Raw genomic sequence first — 17,489 nt, forward strand, 5'->3', positions numbered from 1 at the left:
CTTTATATAAAGTATATATATATTTTTTTAATTGTCAATATGTTCATAATATTTTTAAAATAATATATATATTATTTTTATTGTTTATACATACAACCATCATTTATGATAACATCTGTTTAAATTATATTTCGGAAAAAAATGAAAAAAAATTGTGGAACGAAGGTTAGTTAAATAAATAAAAGACCTTGTAATCTAAATGATTACAAGGTCTTATATGGTGTACCTACAGGGACTCGAACCCTGAACCTCCTGATTCGTAGTCAGACACTCTATCCAGTTGAGCTATAGGTACTTATATGGAGGCGGCACCCAGATTTGAACTGGGGGTAAAGGTTTTGCAGACCTCTGCCTTACCACTTGGCTATGCCGCCATTTTAAATTTATTGACTTAAAAACTTACCTCCAACACCAGCGGCCCCAACTAAGCGATTCGCACCAAATCAAAGATTTGGGCTCTCTGCTTATGCCTTACCACTTGGCTATGCCGCCATTTTATTTTTTATAAAATAATGGAGCGGGTGAAGGGAATCGAACCCTCGCAACCAGCTTGGAAGGCTGGGGCTCTACCACTGAGCTACACCCGCATGACATGGAGCGGAAGACGGGATTCGAACCCGCGGCCCTCGCCTTGGCAAGGCGATGCTCTACCTCTGAGCCACTTCCGCATATTTGGTGGAGGAGACTGGATTCGAACCAGTGAAGGCTGAGCCAACGGATTTACAGTCCGTCCCCTTTGGCCAACTCGGGAACTCCTCCTAATGATTTGGAGCTGGTGAGAGGACTTGAACCCCCAACCTACTGATTACAAGTCAGTTGCTCTGCCAATTGAGCTACACCAGCATAACTATTAAGATCGAAACTTCAAAAACTGAGATACTATTCTAGGCGGCTCCGACTAAGCGATTCACGCAAAATCGAAATACACGATTTTGGTTCTCTGCTTATGCCAATTGAGCTACACCAGCATAACTATTAAGATCGAAACTTCAAAAACTGAGATACTATTCTAGGCGGCTCCGACATTTGTAATTTTCTGTCGAAGACAGAATAAATGGCGACCTGGAAGGGACTCGAACCCTCGACCTCTAGCGTGACAGGCTAGCATTCTAACCAGCTGAACTACCAGGCCACATTAGCCTTTCGGCAATTTTAAATTATAACTTTCAACCCTTTAGGTTGGATTTGGTGGGCGCAATAGGGCTCGAACCTATGACCCCCTGCTTGTAAGGCAGGTGCTCTCCCAGCTGAGCTATGCGCCCAAATTGGTGACCCTACCGGGATTCGAACCCGGGTTACCGCCGTGAAAGGGCGATGTCTTAACCGCTTGACCATAGGGCCATATTACATAAATTTAAAATTGGTAGCGGCGAACGGATTTGAACCGCTGACACTGCGGGTATGAACCGCATGCTCTAGCCAACTGAGCTACGCCGCCATGGATAAATAAATGGTTGCGGGAGCCGGATTTGAACCAGCGACCTCCGGGTTATGAGCCCGACGAGCTACCAAACTGCTCCATCCCGCGTCAGTCCAATGATTGGTGCCGGGAACCGGAATCGAACCGGTACGATCTTTTAGGGATCGCAGGATTTTAAGTCCTGTGCGTCTGCCTGTTCCGCCACCCCGGCAATATTTTGGCTCCTGGGGTGGGACTCGAACCCACAACCTACCGGTTAACAGCCGGTTGCTCCGCCATTGAGCTACCCAGGAATATTTATCTGGCGATGTCCTACTCTCCCAGGGCGTTGCCACCCAAGTACCATCGGCAGCTAAAGAGGCTTAACTTCTGTGTTCGGTATGGGAACAGGTGTGACCCTCTTGCTATAATCACCAGGTAAAGCCTTTCGGCAATTGTAAATTACAAATGAACTACATTCGCAATTTTTTCAAAATCTTGATTTTGAAAATCTAACACAGTAAGATAATTGGTCAAGCCCTCGACTTATTAGTATCCCTTAGCTAAAGATATTGCTACCCTTATACCTGGGACCTATCAACCAAGTGGTCTACTTGGAGTCTTACCTTAAAAAGTGGGAAATCTCATCTTGAGGGGGACTTCGTGCTTAGATGCCTTCAGCACTTATTCCTTCCAGACATAGCTACTCAGCTGTGCCTCTGGCGAGACAACTGATGCACCAGCGGTCTGTCCATCCCGGTCCTCTCGTACTAGGGACAGCTCCTCTCAAATTTCCTACGCCCACGACGGATAGGGACCGAACTGTCTCACGACGTTCTGAACCCAGCTCGCGTGCCTCTTTAATGGGCGAACAGCCCAACCCTTGGGACCTACTCCAGCCCCAGGATGAGACGAGCCGACATCGAGGTGCCAAACCTCCCCGTCGATGTGGACTCTTGGGGGAGATAAGCCTGTTATCCCCGGGGTAGCTTTTATCCGTTGAGCGATGGCCCTTCCACTTGGAAGCCACCGGATCACTAAGTCCAAGTTTCCTTCCTGCTCCACTTGTAGGTGTCGCAGTCAAGCTCCCTTCTGCCTTTACACTCTTCGCACGATTTCCGACCGTGCTGAGGGAACCTTTGAGCGCCTCCGTTACTCTTTAGGAGGCGACCGCCCCAGTCAAACTGCCCAACTGACAGTGTCCCAAGACTGGATTCACAGTCTCTGGTTAGAATTTCAGCATTGCAAGAGTGGTATCCCAAGGTTGACTCCACCAAAGCTGGCGCCCTGGTTTCCAAGTCTCCCACCTATCCTGTACAAGCAATACCAAAATCCAATGTCAGCCTACAGTAAAGCTCCACGGGGTCTTTCCGTCCTGTCGCGGGTAACTCGCATCTTCACGAGTACTACAATTTCACCGGATCCCTTGTTGAGACAGTGCCCAAGTCGTTACACCTTTCGTGCGGGTCGGAACTTACCCGACAAGGAATTTCGCTACCTTAGGACCGTTATAGTTACGGCCGCCGTTTACTGGGGCTTAAGTTCAGAGCTTCGCTTGCGCTAACCCTTCCCCTTAACCTTCCAGCACCGGGCAGGTGTCAGCCCCTATACATCGTCTTTCGACTTAGCAGAGACCTGTGTTTTTGGTAAACAGTCGCTTGGGCCCATTCACTGCGACCAATCAAGGCTTACGTAGCAAGTACTTCACCTCAATTGGCACCCCTTCTCCCGAAGTTACGGGGCTATTTTGCCGAGTTCCTTAACAAGGGTTCTTCCGCACATCTTAGGATTTTCTCCTCGCCTACCTGTGTCGGTTTGCGGTACGGGTACCTAACATACTCGATAGAGGCTTTTCTTGGCAGTGTGGATTCAGCTGCTTCGCTACTTAATTTTCGCTCCCCATCACTTCTCAAGACTCTCCTACGGATTTGCCTATAGGAGCTCTCTACAAGTTTGGACGCACTCAACCAACGGTGCGTTCAGCCTATCCTCCTGCGTCACCCCATTTCTCAAACGCATGTAGGTAGTACAGGAATCTCAACCTGTTGTCCATCGCCTACGCCATTTGGCCTCAGCTTAGGTCCCGACTAACCCTGAGAGGACGAGCCTTCCTCAGGAAACCTTAGGCTTTCGATGGGTAGGATTCTCACCTACCTTATCGCTACTCATGCCAGCATTCTCTCTTCTGTACAGTCCACCACTCCTTACGGTATAGCTTCAGCCCGTACAGAATGCTCCTCTACCGATGCAAATGCATCCCACAGCTTCGGTGATAGGTTTGAGCCCCGGAAATCTTCGGCGCAAAGTCACTCGACCAGTGAGCTATTACGCACTCTTTAAATGAGTGGCTGCTTCTAAGCCAACATCCTGGTTGTCTGTGTAACCTTACATCCTTTTCCACTTAACCTATACTTAGGGACCTTAGCTGGTGATCTGGGCTGTTTCCCTTTTGACCACGAAACTTATCTCCCGTAGTCTGACTCCCAAGAAACATGACTATGGTATTCGGAGTTTGATAGGTTTTGGTAACACTACGTGCCCCTAGACCATTCAGTGCTCTACCCCCACGTCACTTATCTTGAGGCTAGCCCTAAAGCTATTTCGAGGAGAACCAGCTATATCCGGGTTCGATTGGAATTTCACCCCTACCCACAGGTCATCCGATAGTTTTTAAACACTAAGCGGTTCGAGCCTCCACGAAATTTTACTTTCGTTTCACTCTGCCCATGGGTAGGTCACCCGGTTTCGGGTCTACGATATACAACTAAACGCCCTCTTAAGACTCGGTTTCCCTACGGCTCCACTACTTAATAGCTTAACCTCGCTATATATCGTAACTCGCTGGCCCGTTCTACAAAAAGTACGCGGTCGCACATATAAAGTGCTTCCACTGCTTGTAAACATAGGGTTTCAGATTCTATTTCACTCCCCTCCCGGGGTTCTTTTCACCTTTCCCTCACGGTACTTCTTCACTATCGGTCACCAGTTAGTATTTAGCCTTGGGAGGTGGTCCTCCCTGCTTCCCACAGGATTTCACGTGTCCCGTGGTACTCTGGATCACGGCTATAAGCTATTTTGTTTCGCCTACAAGACTATCACTTTCTATGGTAGGCCTTTCCAGACCTTTTCGACTACAAAATATACTTATTTTATGCCGGTCCACAACCCTCATAGAGAAAACTCTACGAGTTTGGGCTCTTTCCCGTTCGCTCGCCGCTACTTAGGAAATCGAATTTTCTTTCTCTTCCTCAGGGTACTTAGATGTTTCAGTTCCCCTGGTGTTCCCTCATCTACCTATGTATTCAGTAGATGATACCTAAAGTTTGTTTAGGTAGGTTTCCCCATTCGGAAATCTCCGGATCAAAGCTTGCTTGCAGCTCCCCGAAGCGTATCGGCGCTTACCCCGTCCTTCATCGGCTACTGGTGCCAAGGCATTCACCCTATGCTCTTATTAGCTTGACCAGTGAAAATTGTATTATATATATAAGACAATTTTTTTCTTACTGTGTAGTTTTCAAAGTTCAATTTGAAATTTCCAACCCTTTAGGTTGAATCTGGTGGAGATGAGGAGATTCGAACTCCTGACCCCCTGCTTGCAAGGCAGGTGCTCTCCCAACTGAGCTACACCCCCAAATTAAAACAGCGTGAAACACATCGCAGTTTCGCAACTCAAATCTATTACTCCCTAAGGTCGTATAGATTTGGTGCTCATTGCGTTTGACTTAACTTGCTCACTTACGTTCACTAAGTTAGGTCATAATCTCCTTAGAAAGGAGGTGATCCAGCCGCACCTTCCGATACGGCTACCTTGTTACGACTTCACCCCAGTCATTGACCCTACCTTCGGCGGCTGCCTCCTTACGGTTAGCTCACCGACTTCGGGTATTGTCAACTCCCATGGTGTGACGGGCGGTGTGTACAAGACCCGGGAACGCATTCACCGCGGCATTCTGATCCGCGATTACTAGCAACTCCGGCTTCATGTAGGCGAGTTGCAGCCTACAATCCGAACTGGGATCGGTTTTGTGGGATTAGCTCCTTATCACTAAGTGGCTGCCCGTTGTACCGACCATTGTAGCACGTGTGTAGCCCAGGACATAAAGGGCATGATGATTTGACGTCATCCCCACCTTCCTCCGATTTGTCATCGGCAGTCTCTTTAGAGTGCACAGCCTAACTGTTTGCAACTAAAGACAAGGGTTGCGCTCGTTGCGGGACTTAACCCAACATCTCACGACACGAGCTGACGACAACCATGCACCACCTGTCTCCCCAGTCCCCGAAGGGAAGGAACTATCTCTAGTTCGGTCCGGGGGATGTCAAGCCCTGGTAAGGTTCTTCGCGTTGCATCGAATTAAACCACATGCTCCGCTGCTTGTGCGGGTCCCCGTCAATTCCTTTGAGTTTCAGTGTTGCCACCGTACTCCCCAGGCGGAGTGCTTAATGTGTTAACTGCGGCACCGAGGTTTGACCCCCGACACCTAGCACTCATCGTTTACGGCGTGGACTACCAGGGTATCTAATCCTGTTTGCTCCCCACGCTTTCGTGCCTCAGCGTCAGTTACAGTCCAGAGAGTCGCCTTCGCCACTGGTATTCCTCCTAATATCTACGCATTTCACCGCTACACTAGGAATTCCACTCTCCTCTCCTGTACTCAAGCCTCACAGTTTCAAATGCTTACCACGGTTAAGCCGTGAGATTTCACATCTGACTTACAAGGCCGCCTACGCACCCTTTACGCCCAATAAATCCGGACAACGCTCGCCCCCTACGTATTACCGCGGCTGCTGGCACGTAGTTAGCCGGGGCTTCCTCCTAAGGTACCGTCATTATCGTCCCTTAGGACAGAGCTTTACGATTCGAAAACCTTCATCGCTCACGCGGCGTCGCTGCATCAGAGTTTCCTCCATTGTGCAATATTCCCCACTGCTGCCTCCCGTAGGAGTCTGGACCGTGTCTCAGTTCCAGTGTGGCCGTTCACCCTCTCAGGCCGGCTACCCATCGTCGCCTTGGTGAGCTATTACCTCGCCAACTAGCTAATGGGACGCGAGGCCATCTTGTACCGCTAAATCGCTTTGACTTGAAAGTCATGCGACTTTCAAGTGTCATAGGGTATTAATCCCGGTTTCCCGAGGCTATCCCCTAGTACAAGGCAGGTTCCTCACGCGTTACTCACCCGTCCGCCGCTAAGAAATACATAATTCCATCCGAAGATTTCTTTATGTATTCTTCGCTCGACTTGCATGTGTTAGGCACGCCGCCAGCGTTCGTCCTGAGCCAGGATCAAACTCTCATAAAAAAGTTTTACCTGTCTTAAAAATTTTAATTAAACTCAAGGATTGTTTCACGCTGTTCAATTTTCATGGTTCTTTTGAGTTGCTTTATCAATATAGCACATTCTGAAATCTTTGTCAACTTTTTTTACTAACTTTTTTAAAAAACTTTTGCTATATTTTCTTCAGCAACAATATGAAATGTTATCATATTATTTGCCCTTTGTCAATACTTCAATTTGTTTTCTCGTACAAAGGACATATATTAAATTAGCACATTTTTAGCTATTATTCAACTTTATATTTGCTAAAAAAATATAAAATAATATGAATTAAATAATTAAAACTCCCATATTCTCATTTTTATTCACTTTTTCATTAAAGTTGATATTTTGAAACTATACTTCCTAATGCTATGGAATAAAGTTTTGCTTCATGGCTATCAGCTCTAGATACTAAAACAACTGGAGCTTTGGCTCCCATAACTATTCCTGCAGATTTTCCTCCTGCAAAATAAGTGATACTTTTCCCTATTCCATTTCCCATCTCTATATTTGGCACTAATAATATATCAGCATCCCCTGCAACCTTGCTATTATATCCTTTAATTTCAGCTGCATGCTTTGAAACAGCTAAGTCAAGCGCCATAGGCCCATCTACTATTACTCCACTTTCAAACTTTCCATTCTCACACATTTTTTTTAGTTCAGCTGCATGAACAGTTGCTTCCATTTTAGGATCAACTTTTTCTTTAGCAGCAAGACATGCAACTTTTATTTCATCATTTCCAAGAGCTTTACAAACTTTGACACTATTTTCAATGATTTTTACCTTATCTTCTAACCCTGGGACTAAATTCATGCCTCCATCTGTTAGATAGATTATTTTATGATAGCTAGGTATTTCATACAACATAGTATGACTCAAAAGACTATCTGTTCTAAGACCATATTCTTTGTTTAATATTTGTTTTAAAAGAATAGATGTATCTACTAGCCCTTTCATTATAAAATGAGCTCTACCTTCACTTACAGCCCTTACTCCAATTTCTGCAGCTTTAGCTAAATCACACTCATCAATTATTTCACAATCTTGAAGTCTAAGACCTTTTTCTTCAATAATACTCTCTGTTTTCTTCTTATCACCAATCAAAATAGGTTCAATTATTCCAATATTTCTAGCTTCTGAAACTGCTTCTAGTACTTCTTCATCGTGCGAAGCAACTACTGCTAATTTCATTTTCTCTTGATACTCGAACTTTAAAAGTTCTTCCAACTTATTTATTGCCATATATACTCCCCCTTGAATTTATTTTATAATTCAAATTTCAAAACAATAAATATTCCAACATAGTTATTATACATTATTTATTCGATTTATCTCATCTAAATTCATTTTAATTTTTTTGACCATATCATCTTGAGGAGCTAATTTATAGGCCCTTTCTATATCTAATGTAGCCATATCATATAAACCTAATTGATAATATACAACTCCTCTATTACATATTATTTTATAATCATTTTCATCTTTACCTATCCCAATTGTAAAAGTTTCTATAGCTTCTTTAAATTTTCCAATTGAAAAAAGACATATGCCTAATTCATTGTACAAATCTACTACATCACCATTTAATTCAATTCCATTATTAAAATGTTCTATAGCCTCTTCTAAATTTCCTATATTTTTATAACATAATCCTATCATATATTCTAAATTCCACCAATTTTCATGTCTTATTTTTAAGTTTATAAATTTCTCTAATGCTCTGTCATATTTACCTGAATAAAAAAGATTAAGTCCCTCTTCATAATTTGAATCATCTTCGATATTAGCTATTTCTTCCCTGACTTCTTGTTTTCTCTCTTTATCATTATCAAAAAGTAAGAATTTCTCCCATATAATTTTAGCTTTTAAAAATTGTCCAAAGTATTTATAATGATATCCAAGTTTATAATAAGCAAGAGAATAATTTTCTGATATATCTAATATGGTCTCAAAACATTTAGTAGCTTCCCTTAAAAAAACTTCTCCTTCTTCTTCTCTCCCAGTACAAATCAATTTTTTTGCTTTTTCTTCAAGACAAATACCATAATTAAACATTCCTTTTGTATTTTTACTATCAATATTAATTAAGGCTCTAAAATAAACTATAGCTAATTCATAATTTGATTCTGTTAAATATATCATGCCTTTATTGAAAATATAATCTTTTATTTCGCAGCTATATGCAGACAATATTTCTATATACTTGTCCCTATATTTAAAATTTGGATCTATACCTAGCGTATAGATAATTCCTTCAATTATATGAGAAATTTTTATTTCCTCATCTATTTTTCCCTTGTTTATTTCTTCAATTAAGACATCTGTTATAATAGGCAAAGGTATATAATCCTCTATAATGCAGTCATTTACCTTAATGCTTGAACCTTTTTTAATTTCTATAAATGCCAAATTTTTAGCTTTATCTTTAAAATAATTTTCTATTATTTCCATTCTCATCACCCACTAATCATTAAGTTTTTTCATGTACATTCTCTTTCTCATAGTACTAGTACTTAAAAGTTCAAATAAATAACCTCTATATATCATGAAAAAAGAAAACAAAAGTTGACCAAAAAGATAATTTAATATTCCTTTTATGGAAAAGTCAAAATCATACATTATGTGAGTCATGAACACATCTGATATGATATTGCCTGTTAATTTATATAATATAAAGAAAAATAATATATTTGGTATTAACCAATTTAACCAATTTTCTCTCATAAAATCAAAGGAATAAGTTATTGATTCCCAAGATGAATAAGATTTTTGATAAACTATCTCTGGAAGTGGATTAAATATTATAAGTATCAATAAATTTATTATAATATTTATCCTAGTTGCAGAAGTAGGTATAATATTTCCTAATCTCCCTAATAAAAAATTTAAAATCCATGCAATAAAAAATATTCCATATACTTTCCAAAGAAAATAGCTAAAACCTTCCTTGACATTTTTTAAATTAATCCTATCGTATTTTATCACATTATATAATAAATAGAGATAATTAGATATAAGACTACTAGATATTATAGCAGCAGCAAATCCAACCAGTATATTTAAAAAGCCTCTAAATAAATAATTTATTATACTAAATAACACCAAATTCAAAAAAGTATATAAAAATCCAGAAAAGATGATCGGCCAATTTTTAACAAAACCTCTTCCTGTTTTCTTGATTACAGTAGAATTTACATAATAAATATCTTTAAATATATTCAAAAAAATACCTCCCTATATTTTATTAAATTCTTTAGTAATGTTTTTTACTCTGCATTTACTTATTACATTATCTTTTCTATAATTAAACAATATAAAATTCTCCTCTATATGCAAAGAATTTAAATCGTAATCCTCATATATAAAACTTAATATATCAAATTTAAAAGCCTCAATATGAATTTCATTTATAACTTTTTTTGCAGGGACATCTACATATTCTGGCAAAAATTTAGCCATATTTTCTCTTGTTTTCAGAAAGTCATGTTTTTTATTTTGTATTTTGTCTACATTAAACCTTCTGAAATAAGCCGGTATAGTAGGATTCTTATTGTTAAATATAAAATCATATTTCAATACTTCACTAAATATCTCTAGGTTTTCTCCAACAGTTTGCTTGTAAAAATAATACAATATCTTATACAATTCATTTCTACTATGTGAAATTTTATGATAAGCTTTAAACTCCCAATATCGAGCAAAATTTTCATAAAAATCAAAGGGATTTTCATAATAATTTTTTATAATATAAAGTATTGAATTTTCAAAAAAACTCTCATTTCCATACTTTTCTACCAAGTCTTCAATAGTCTTTAGCTTTAACATTTCATCATAAGAAATATAGTTTGTTTCTAATACTTCATATGGAGGTTTGTCTAAATATTTAAATCCATATCTATCAGCCTCTTTCCTCAATTCAGATCCTTTCAACAACTTTAAAAATCCCAATTGCAATTTTTCAGTCCTCAATTCGTATACATCATTGAATGATTTTTTAAAGGAATTGTAATCTTCATAGGGAAGACCTGCAATCAAATCCAAATGTTGATGTATATTTCCATAACTTTTTATAGTTTTAGTAACTTTTTTCAACTTATCAATATCTGTAACTCTACCTATAGCCTCAATAGTTTCTGGATTTGTTGATTGTACTCCAATTTCAAACTGGAAAAGTCCTTCTTTTGCATTGCTCAAAAAACTTAACATTTCATTATCTAACAAATGTGCTGTAACTTCAAAATGGAAATTTATATTTTTAGGGTCTTTCTCCATGATAAAGTTCATAATTTCCATGGCATAATCTTTGTTAGTATTAAAAGTTCTATCAACAAATTTTACTTGTTTTACTTTTGCGTCTATTAATCTTCCTAAATCATCTTTCACCCTATCTAAACTAAAAAATCTAACACCTTTTATGGTAGATGAAAGACAAAATTTACAATTGAAAGGACATCCCCTTGAACTTTCAAAATAAACAATCTTATCTTTAAAATCATCTAAATTTTCAATATAAGGTGAAGGTATAATGTCTAGATTTTCAATTAACGGTCTTGGCTTGTTCTTAATTATTTTCCCATCTTCTCTATATATTAATCCATTTATATCACAAAAACTGTCCTTGTTATGCACTAATTCTAAAACAAGCTCTCTAAAGCTTATCTCTCCTTCTCCATAGATTATGAAATCAACATAGTCACAATTTTTAAGCACTTCTTCTCCATCAAAAGAAACTTCTGGACCACCTAATATTATTTTAATATTAGGATTGACAATTTTTAACCTTTCACATATTTCTAAAGTATTTTCTATATTCCAAATGTAGCATGAAAATGCAACTATATCTGGGTTTTCTTTGTATATTTCTCCAGATATAAAATCTGTATTTTGATTTATAGTAAACTCTCTAATATATATATTAGGTATATCATGACAAAAACTTTTCAAATATCTTATTGAAAGAGATGAATGTATGAATTTTGAATTTAAAGTAGATATTATTGTATTCATAATATATCCTTCCTTTTTAAATTAATCATATCCATTATAACACAATTAAACATGAGTTATATTTCATAAAATCAATCTCGCTATAAAATATATTTTTTGTAGAATATTTTGTTTTTAAGAAGGTTTTTATACTTTTTTATAGAATATATAATTAAATATTTGTAGGAAGGGGTAAGTATATGCACGAATTTGAAAAAATTTCTATTGCTGAAATGTCAAAAAAAGATATGCTAATGATCCTTGAAGCTCTTGAATATACAGGAAAAAATACTAATATTGAAGCTTTTATGAATTTAAAGAATAGTATAATAAAAGAATTAAGCTTACTTGCAGACAGTAGTGAAGACGAATTTTTAGAATACTTACAAAGATAGGCCCTCTAAATTTTGAGGACCTCTATCTTTTGAATTCATATATGCCTGATTTTGTCTTAAGAACAACCTTTGTCTTTTCTTTTTTCAATACTTTGCATTTGTTTAATAATGAATGATAAAATTCTTCTCCTTCTTTAAATGAAAATATATTTGGCAAATAATATTTGTCAATAGTCAACAAACTTGGTTCTATCCTTCCTCTATTTAGTTTGTATAAATAATCGCAAAAATTTTCATAAACTCTCATATCTCCTTTAACTGATATAGGGGTTTTAATTGAGTATAGTGCCTTAGCAAAGATACTATACTCATTTTCAATATTGTTTTGTATAACCCTTAAAGATTCTTGCAAAATATTGAAATCATGCAATTCTATACCATTTAAAATATTTATTAAAGCTATTCTTCTTCTTTCAAATTCTATGGAAAAATTTTTAGGATATTTTTCAACCGGCACTCTAAAATATTGAGAAAAATTCTCTAAAAATTCACTTTGAGAAAAATTTATTATTTCACATTTTAACTCTTCAACTATTTCTTCATTGTTATTCATTAGCAGAAACAAAATTTTAGAAACCATTAACCCTTCCAATATGGTAGAAATATTCCCTGTTGTAAATAAAATATTTTTGAGTACTTCTTCTCTTATAATATCCCAATTATTATTTGAAAAGACAATTGGAGCTAATCTTATATAGATACTATCATCAAATTCATTCCAATAAATATCAACGTTATTTAAATATATTGAATTTAATAAACAAGAATTTTCTCCCTGTCTATAATAGTACCAAAGTTCCATTTCTTTTTCTAATCTGTCATAATTAATTCTATTTCCTATTTCGTTTTCTTGAGGCAATAGAGATTTTATGGTAACAATAGTTACTTCACTAATATATTTTTTCTCTTCATCATCAATCAAGCTAAATGCACTTAAAAGGAAGTTTCTTACAACTTCTTCATTCATGAATATTCTCCTCTACATTTTTTCAGGAGCTTCTATTCCCAACAATGAAAGTCCTGTTTTTAAAACAACTTTTGTAGCATAAACTAAATGCAATCTCGCTTTTTTCACGTCTTCTTCCTCTGTCAATATTGGACAATTGTGATAAAACCTATTAAATGCTTTAGCTATTTCTACTATTTGACGAGTAACAAAAGAAGGTTCATTTTTTTCCGCACTATCTATTATAATACTTGGAAAATCATATAAAAGTCTTATAATATTCATTTCTTCTTCAGCATTCAACAATGAATAGTCAACTTCATCTTCTACAGAAAAATCACTTTTCCCTAGAAGACTAGTTGCTCTTGCATGAGCATATTGAACGTATGGTCCTGTTTCTCCTTCAAAACTCAAAGTCTTATCCCAAGAAAAAACATAATCTTTTATTCTACTATTGAACAATTCTTGAAACACAATAGCTCCAATTCCTACTTGTCTTGCTACTGTTTCTTTATCTTCTAGATTAGGATTTCTTTCATCTATTATATCTCGGGTTTTTTCAACAGCTTTTTTGAGAACATCTTCTAAAAATACTACCTTCCCTTTTCTAGTAGACATAGTTCCTTCTTCAAGGCTAACCATTCCAAAAGGTACATGAATACAATCTTTTGCCCAATCATATCCCATTAATTCTATGACCTTTTTCCATTGTTTAAAATGAAGTATTTGTTCTGACCCCACTACATAAATGTTTTTATAAAAATCAAATTTTTCTTTTCTATAGATTGCTGCTGCTATATCTCTTGTAATATAAAGAGTAGAACCGTCACTTTTTCTTATTAGAGCAGGAGGCATATTGTACTTTTCCAAATCTACTATTTCAGCACCTTCTGATTTTACTAATAAATTTTTTTCTTCTAATTCCTTAATTACTCTTGGCATTTTATCTGAATAAAAACTTTCTCCAGTAAAATAATCAAATTTTATGCCTAACAAATCATAAACTTTGTTAAATTCTTTTAAGCTTATTTCTCTCATCCAACGCCACAACTCCAAAGCTTCTTCATTTCCGTCTTCAAGCTTTTTAAACCAACTCCTAGCTTCATCATTTAAATTGTCATTTTTTTCTGCTTCTTCATGGAATTTAACATATAATTTTAAAAGTTCATTTATAGGATCTTTCTCTATAACACTCCTATCTCCCCAATTCTTGTAAGCCACAATTAACTTACCAAATTGGGTTCCATAATCTCCTAAATGATTAATAGCTATAGTTTTATAACCCAAAAAGCTATATATTCTATATAGTGCATGACCTATTATAGTAGTTCTTATGTGGCCAATATGAAAAGGTTTTGCAATATTAGGTGAGGAATATTCGACAATAACAGTTTTCCCCTCCCCAAGAGTTGAAGAACCATACGTTTCATTTTTACTTTTTACTTCATCAAGAACTGTCCTTGCAAGAACTTCTTTATTGACAAAAAAGTTCACATATGGACCTACATTTTCAATTCTCTCAAAATATTCATTTTCCCTAATTTTATTTGCAATTTCTTCTGCAATTAAATTTGGTGCTTTTCTAAAAGTTTTAGCTAATTTAAAACATGGAAAAGCATAATCTCCCATATCATAAGATGGTGGAATCTCAATCAACGACTCGATTTCATCAATGTCCAAACCGCTATCTATTTGAGATATTAAATTAACTGCTTGATTTTTAAAATCTATCATTTTTATCCTCCTTAAGTATTTTTTTAGAAAAAAAACTCTCATCTCCATAAAGAGACGAGAGTATATCCCGTGTTACCACTCTAGTTGGCAATTTGCCCACTCATGACTTTTAACGCAATTGCGTAACATCCTACTATTTTTTTCAGATGTTATTCTCCAAGGCTCTCTTCAAGTATATCTTCGTATTGGGCTCTCACCATCCCCAATTCGCTTTGACAAAACAATATACCCTACTATCCCTTTCACAGAATTATCTATTATATAATTATTAATTATAAATATACAATACAATCATCATTATTTCAAGGGCTTATTTAAGTTCTACCACCGTAACTCCACTTCCTCCTTCACCATACTTACCTAATCTATAAGACTTTACATGTTTATGACTTTTTAGAAGACCAGTTATTCCTTCTCTTAAAACTCCTGTACCTTTCCCATGAATTATAAATACTTCTTTCAATCTTGCTAGATAAGCATCATCTAAATACTTATCTAAATCTAACAATGCTTCATCTAAAGTTTCCCCTCTCAAATCCAACTCATTTTTTATATTTTGGGATTTATTCTTAATTATATTTTTAGTACTTACTTGTGATTGTATTGTTTTTTCTTCTTTAGCCCTTTTCAAATTAGATATATGAACTTTTACCTTCATAATACCTACTTGAACATTTACATTTCCATCAGCATCCGCTTGAGAAAGTACAGTTCCATATTGTCCTAATGATAGTATTTCTACTGTTTCTCCTTCTTTTAAATTTTTAGGAGGTTTATTGTTCTTAACTTTCAGCAAATTACCTGATAAATCTTTTTCTACTTCATTAAGATTTTCTTTTAATCTATCTTGGGCTTCCTGAATTTTCTTATTCTTTTCTTTTTCTATTTCAATAGAAATATCTCTTAATTCATCAACTATACTGTCTGCTTCTTCTTTTGCCCTTTTAATTATAATTCTTGCTTCTTCTTTTGCCTTTCTAATTATATCTTCTCTTGCATTTGAGGTTTTTTCCTTTTCTCTAGTCAATTCTTCTTTTAATTTTTCAATTTCTTCTCTCAATTTTTCTGTTTCAATTTTGTTTTCCTCAACTATTCGCCTATCTTTTTCTATGGCTTGAAGTATATCTTCAAACTGGATATTTTCTTTTGAAATGAGTTCTCTTGCATGGTCAATTATATAATCGTTGAGTCCAAGACGTTTAGAAATTTCAAAAGCATTAGATTTTCCTGGAACACCAATCAATAACCTATAGGTCGGGCTTAAAGTTTCCACATCAAATTCTACAGATGCATTTTCTATTCCCTCTTTAGTCAATGCATATACTTTTAACTCACTATAGTGAGTAGTAGCTATAGTTCTTACATTTATTCCATATAAATAGTCTAGAATTGACATAGCAAGTGCTGCACCTTCTGTAGGATCTGTTCCTGCTCCCAACTCATCAAATAGTGCTAAACTGTTTTGATCTATATTTTCAAGTATTTCAACTATATTGGTCATATGAGCAGAAAAAGTACTTAAACTTTGCTCAATGCTTTGTTCATCACCTATATCTGCAAATACATAATTAAAAACAGCTACTCTGGAATTATAATCTGCTGGTATGTGAAGACCTGCTTGAGACATTAAGGTCAATAATCCTACAGTTTTTAAAGTAACAGTCTTTCCTCCGGTATTAGGCCCTGTAACAACTAATGTGTTAAAGTCCTTCCCTATATATAAATCAATTGGTACTACCCTTTTTACCTCTAATAATGGATGTCTGGCCTTTTTAATATCTATATATCCTTCAGAATTGAGGATTGGCTTGGTAGCATCCATATCAAGAGCTAACTTACCCTTTGCAAATATAAAATCAATTTTTTCTAGTATTTTTTGATTTTCAATTATACTCTCAGATTCTTCGGCAACTATCGATGTCAATTCAGATAATATTCTTTCAATTTCTTTTTGCTCTTTCATCTCTAATTCTTTTAATTCATTGTTTAATTCCACAACAGCCATAGGTTCAATAAACAATGTAGCACCACTTGAAGATTGATCATGTACCAATCCAGGAAAATTTGATTTATTTTCCTGCTTTACAGGCACTACATATCTTCCTTCCCTCACAGTAACAATACCATCTTGTAAATATTTTTTATAACTTGATGAATTTATTATTGAATTTAATTTATCTCTTATTGCATCATTTTTAGCTATTATTTGTCTTCGTATAGTTTTTAATTGAGGACTGGCGTTGTCAGATATCTCCTCTTCACTTATGATTGCATTATTTATATTTTCTTCAATGTTTCTAAAAGATTTTAATTCATTTACAAGTCCTTCTATTATAGGATAATTTGAATCTTTATCTTCTCTTGTTTCTTTTATATAATTTTTAAGACTTCGTGAAACCCTCAAAGAATCAGAAATTTTAAGTAAACTACCAGGTGATAATACACCTCCTATTTCAGCTCTTTTAACTTCTGTTCTAATATCCTTAATACCATATAGAGGAGGACTACCTCTTTTAATTAAAAGAGACAAAGCCTCGTCAGTTTCTCTTTGCATACGTTCTATTTCTTCTATATCAGTTGACGGTTTAAGATTGTTTGCTATTTCCCTTCCTAAAGAAGATTCTGTCTTCTCTTTTAACTTATCAATTATTTTATAGTATTCTAATACTTTTAATGTCTTTTCATTCATTTCATCACCTCAAATACA

General features: G+C 35.9%; 8 protein-coding genes, 14 tRNA genes, 3 rRNA genes and 1 other annotated feature. Of the genes, 1 reads left to right on the forward strand and 24 read right to left on the reverse strand.

The annotated features are described in order from the left end of the window. Window positions 1-218 precede the first annotated feature (218 nt). The 21 genes from ACFWUA_RS00005 to ACFWUA_RS00105 all read right to left on the reverse strand — a co-directional run bounded on the left by ACFWUA_RS00005 (window position 219) and on the right by ACFWUA_RS00105 (window position 11,728). Window positions 219-295 (reverse strand) — tRNA-Arg (locus ACFWUA_RS00005). A gap of 5 nt (window positions 296-300) precedes the next feature. Beyond that, window positions 301-374, reverse strand: a tRNA-Cys gene (locus ACFWUA_RS00010). Window positions 375-513: 139 nt separating this feature from the next. After that, window positions 514-587 (reverse strand) — tRNA-Gly (locus ACFWUA_RS00015). Between the two features lie 6 nt (window positions 588-593). Next, a tRNA-Gly gene (locus ACFWUA_RS00020) sits at window positions 594-668 on the reverse strand. A gap of 5 nt (window positions 669-673) precedes the next feature. Next, window positions 674-759, reverse strand: a tRNA-Tyr gene (locus ACFWUA_RS00025). An 8-nt stretch (window positions 760-767) separates the two neighbouring features. Beyond that, a tRNA-Thr gene (locus ACFWUA_RS00030) sits at window positions 768-843 on the reverse strand. 212 nt (window positions 844-1,055) lie between these two features. Further along, window positions 1,056-1,132: transfer RNA gene (locus ACFWUA_RS00035), tRNA-Asp, on the reverse strand. Between the two features lie 54 nt (window positions 1,133-1,186). Further along, a tRNA-Val gene (locus ACFWUA_RS00040) sits at window positions 1,187-1,262 on the reverse strand. 4 nt (window positions 1,263-1,266) lie between these two features. Further along, window positions 1,267-1,341: transfer RNA gene (locus ACFWUA_RS00045), tRNA-Glu, on the reverse strand. A gap of 20 nt (window positions 1,342-1,361) precedes the next feature. Continuing rightward, window positions 1,362-1,438 (reverse strand) — tRNA-Met (locus ACFWUA_RS00050). A 13-nt stretch (window positions 1,439-1,451) separates the two neighbouring features. Beyond that, window positions 1,452-1,528: transfer RNA gene (locus ACFWUA_RS00055), tRNA-Met, on the reverse strand. Window positions 1,529-1,541: 13 nt separating this feature from the next. After that, window positions 1,542-1,631 (reverse strand) — tRNA-Leu (locus ACFWUA_RS00060). A 7-nt stretch (window positions 1,632-1,638) separates the two neighbouring features. Then, window positions 1,639-1,713 (reverse strand) — tRNA-Asn (locus ACFWUA_RS00065). Window positions 1,714-1,719: 6 nt separating this feature from the next. After that, window positions 1,720-1,838: ribosomal RNA gene (rrf, locus tag ACFWUA_RS00070) — 5S ribosomal RNA — on the reverse strand. Between the two features lie 90 nt (window positions 1,839-1,928). Continuing rightward, window positions 1,929-4,861, reverse strand: a 23S ribosomal RNA gene (locus ACFWUA_RS00075). Between the two features lie 93 nt (window positions 4,862-4,954). Then, window positions 4,955-5,030, reverse strand: a tRNA-Ala gene (locus tag ACFWUA_RS00080). Between the two features lie 138 nt (window positions 5,031-5,168). Continuing rightward, window positions 5,169-6,699: ribosomal RNA gene (locus tag ACFWUA_RS00085) — 16S ribosomal RNA — on the reverse strand. Together the 16S, 23S and 5S rRNA genes with 14 tRNA genes alongside form the textbook arrangement of a ribosomal RNA operon. 352 nt (window positions 6,700-7,051) lie before the next feature. Next, window positions 7,052-7,963, reverse strand: a complete 912-nt coding sequence (locus tag ACFWUA_RS00090; protein ID WP_416198149.1) for a bifunctional enoyl-CoA hydratase/phosphate acetyltransferase — start codon at window positions 7,961-7,963, stop codon at window positions 7,052-7,054. Between the two features lie 66 nt (window positions 7,964-8,029). Then, window positions 8,030-9,172 carry a tetratricopeptide repeat protein gene (locus ACFWUA_RS00095; protein WP_416198150.1) on the reverse strand — a complete coding sequence of 381 codons (1,143 nt, stop codon included), beginning with the start codon at window positions 9,170-9,172 and terminating at the stop codon, window positions 8,030-8,032. Between the two features lie 12 nt (window positions 9,173-9,184). Next, window positions 9,185-9,943, reverse strand: coding sequence for a hypothetical protein (locus tag ACFWUA_RS00100; RefSeq protein ID WP_416198151.1), 759 nt, complete (start codon window positions 9,941-9,943; stop codon window positions 9,185-9,187). A 12-nt stretch (window positions 9,944-9,955) separates the two neighbouring features. After that, window positions 9,956-11,728, reverse strand: a complete 1,773-nt coding sequence (locus tag ACFWUA_RS00105; protein WP_416198152.1) for a B12-binding domain-containing radical SAM protein — start codon at window positions 11,726-11,728, stop codon at window positions 9,956-9,958. Between the two features lie 179 nt (window positions 11,729-11,907). On the opposite strand from ACFWUA_RS00105, the gene ACFWUA_RS00110 reads away from it, so the two are divergent. After that, a complete protein-coding gene (locus ACFWUA_RS00110) occupies window positions 11,908-12,102 on the forward strand; it encodes a hypothetical protein (RefSeq protein WP_072744096.1) in 195 nt (64 codons plus the stop codon). A gap of 22 nt (window positions 12,103-12,124) precedes the next feature. On the opposite strand, the gene ACFWUA_RS00115 is transcribed toward ACFWUA_RS00110, so the two are convergent. The 3 genes from ACFWUA_RS00115 to ACFWUA_RS00125 all read right to left on the reverse strand — a co-directional run bounded on the left by ACFWUA_RS00115 (window position 12,125) and on the right by ACFWUA_RS00125 (window position 17,471). After that, a complete protein-coding gene (locus ACFWUA_RS00115; RefSeq protein WP_416198153.1) occupies window positions 12,125-13,069 on the reverse strand; it encodes a hypothetical protein in 945 nt (314 codons plus the stop codon). Window positions 13,070-13,081: 12 nt separating this feature from the next. Beyond that, window positions 13,082-14,782, reverse strand: a complete 1,701-nt coding sequence (gene argS / locus ACFWUA_RS00120; protein ID WP_416198154.1) for an arginine--tRNA ligase — start codon at window positions 14,780-14,782, stop codon at window positions 13,082-13,084. A gap of 47 nt (window positions 14,783-14,829) precedes the next feature. Further along, window positions 14,830-15,037 (reverse strand) — a binding site (T-box leader). A gap of 55 nt (window positions 15,038-15,092) precedes the next feature. After that, window positions 15,093-17,471: an endonuclease MutS2 gene (locus ACFWUA_RS00125; protein WP_416198155.1), complete on the reverse strand. Its 2,379-nt coding sequence runs from the start codon at window positions 17,469-17,471 to the stop codon at window positions 15,093-15,095. Window positions 17,472-17,489 lie beyond the last annotated feature (18 nt).

It is taken from the genome of Sporanaerobacter sp., from assembly GCF_047830725.1.
Classification (GTDB): Bacteria; Bacillota; Clostridia; order Tissierellales; family Sporanaerobacteraceae; genus Sporanaerobacter.

Excerpts from the sequence above, each read along its gene's own strand:
- ACFWUA_RS00090 (WP_416198149.1), bottom strand. The coding sequence starts at position 7,963 with ATGGCAATAAATAAGTTGGAAGAACTTTTAAAGTTCGAGTATCAAGAG.
- ACFWUA_RS00095 (WP_416198150.1), bottom strand. The coding sequence starts at position 9,172 with ATGGAAATAATAGAAAATTATTTTAAAGATAAAGCTAAAAATTTGGCA.
- ACFWUA_RS00105 (WP_416198152.1), bottom strand. The coding sequence starts at position 11,728 with ATGAATACAATAATATCTACTTTAAATTCAAAATTCATACATTCATCT.
- ACFWUA_RS00110 (WP_072744096.1), top strand. The coding sequence starts at position 11,908 with ATGCACGAATTTGAAAAAATTTCTATTGCTGAAATGTCAAAAAAAGAT.
- ACFWUA_RS00115 (WP_416198153.1), bottom strand. The coding sequence starts at position 13,069 with ATGAATGAAGAAGTTGTAAGAAACTTCCTTTTAAGTGCATTTAGCTTG.
- argS (WP_416198154.1), bottom strand. The coding sequence starts at position 14,782 with ATGATAGATTTTAAAAATCAAGCAGTTAATTTAATATCTCAAATAGAT.
- ACFWUA_RS00125 (WP_416198155.1), bottom strand. The coding sequence starts at position 17,471 with ATGAATGAAAAGACATTAAAAGTATTAGAATACTATAAAATAATTGAT.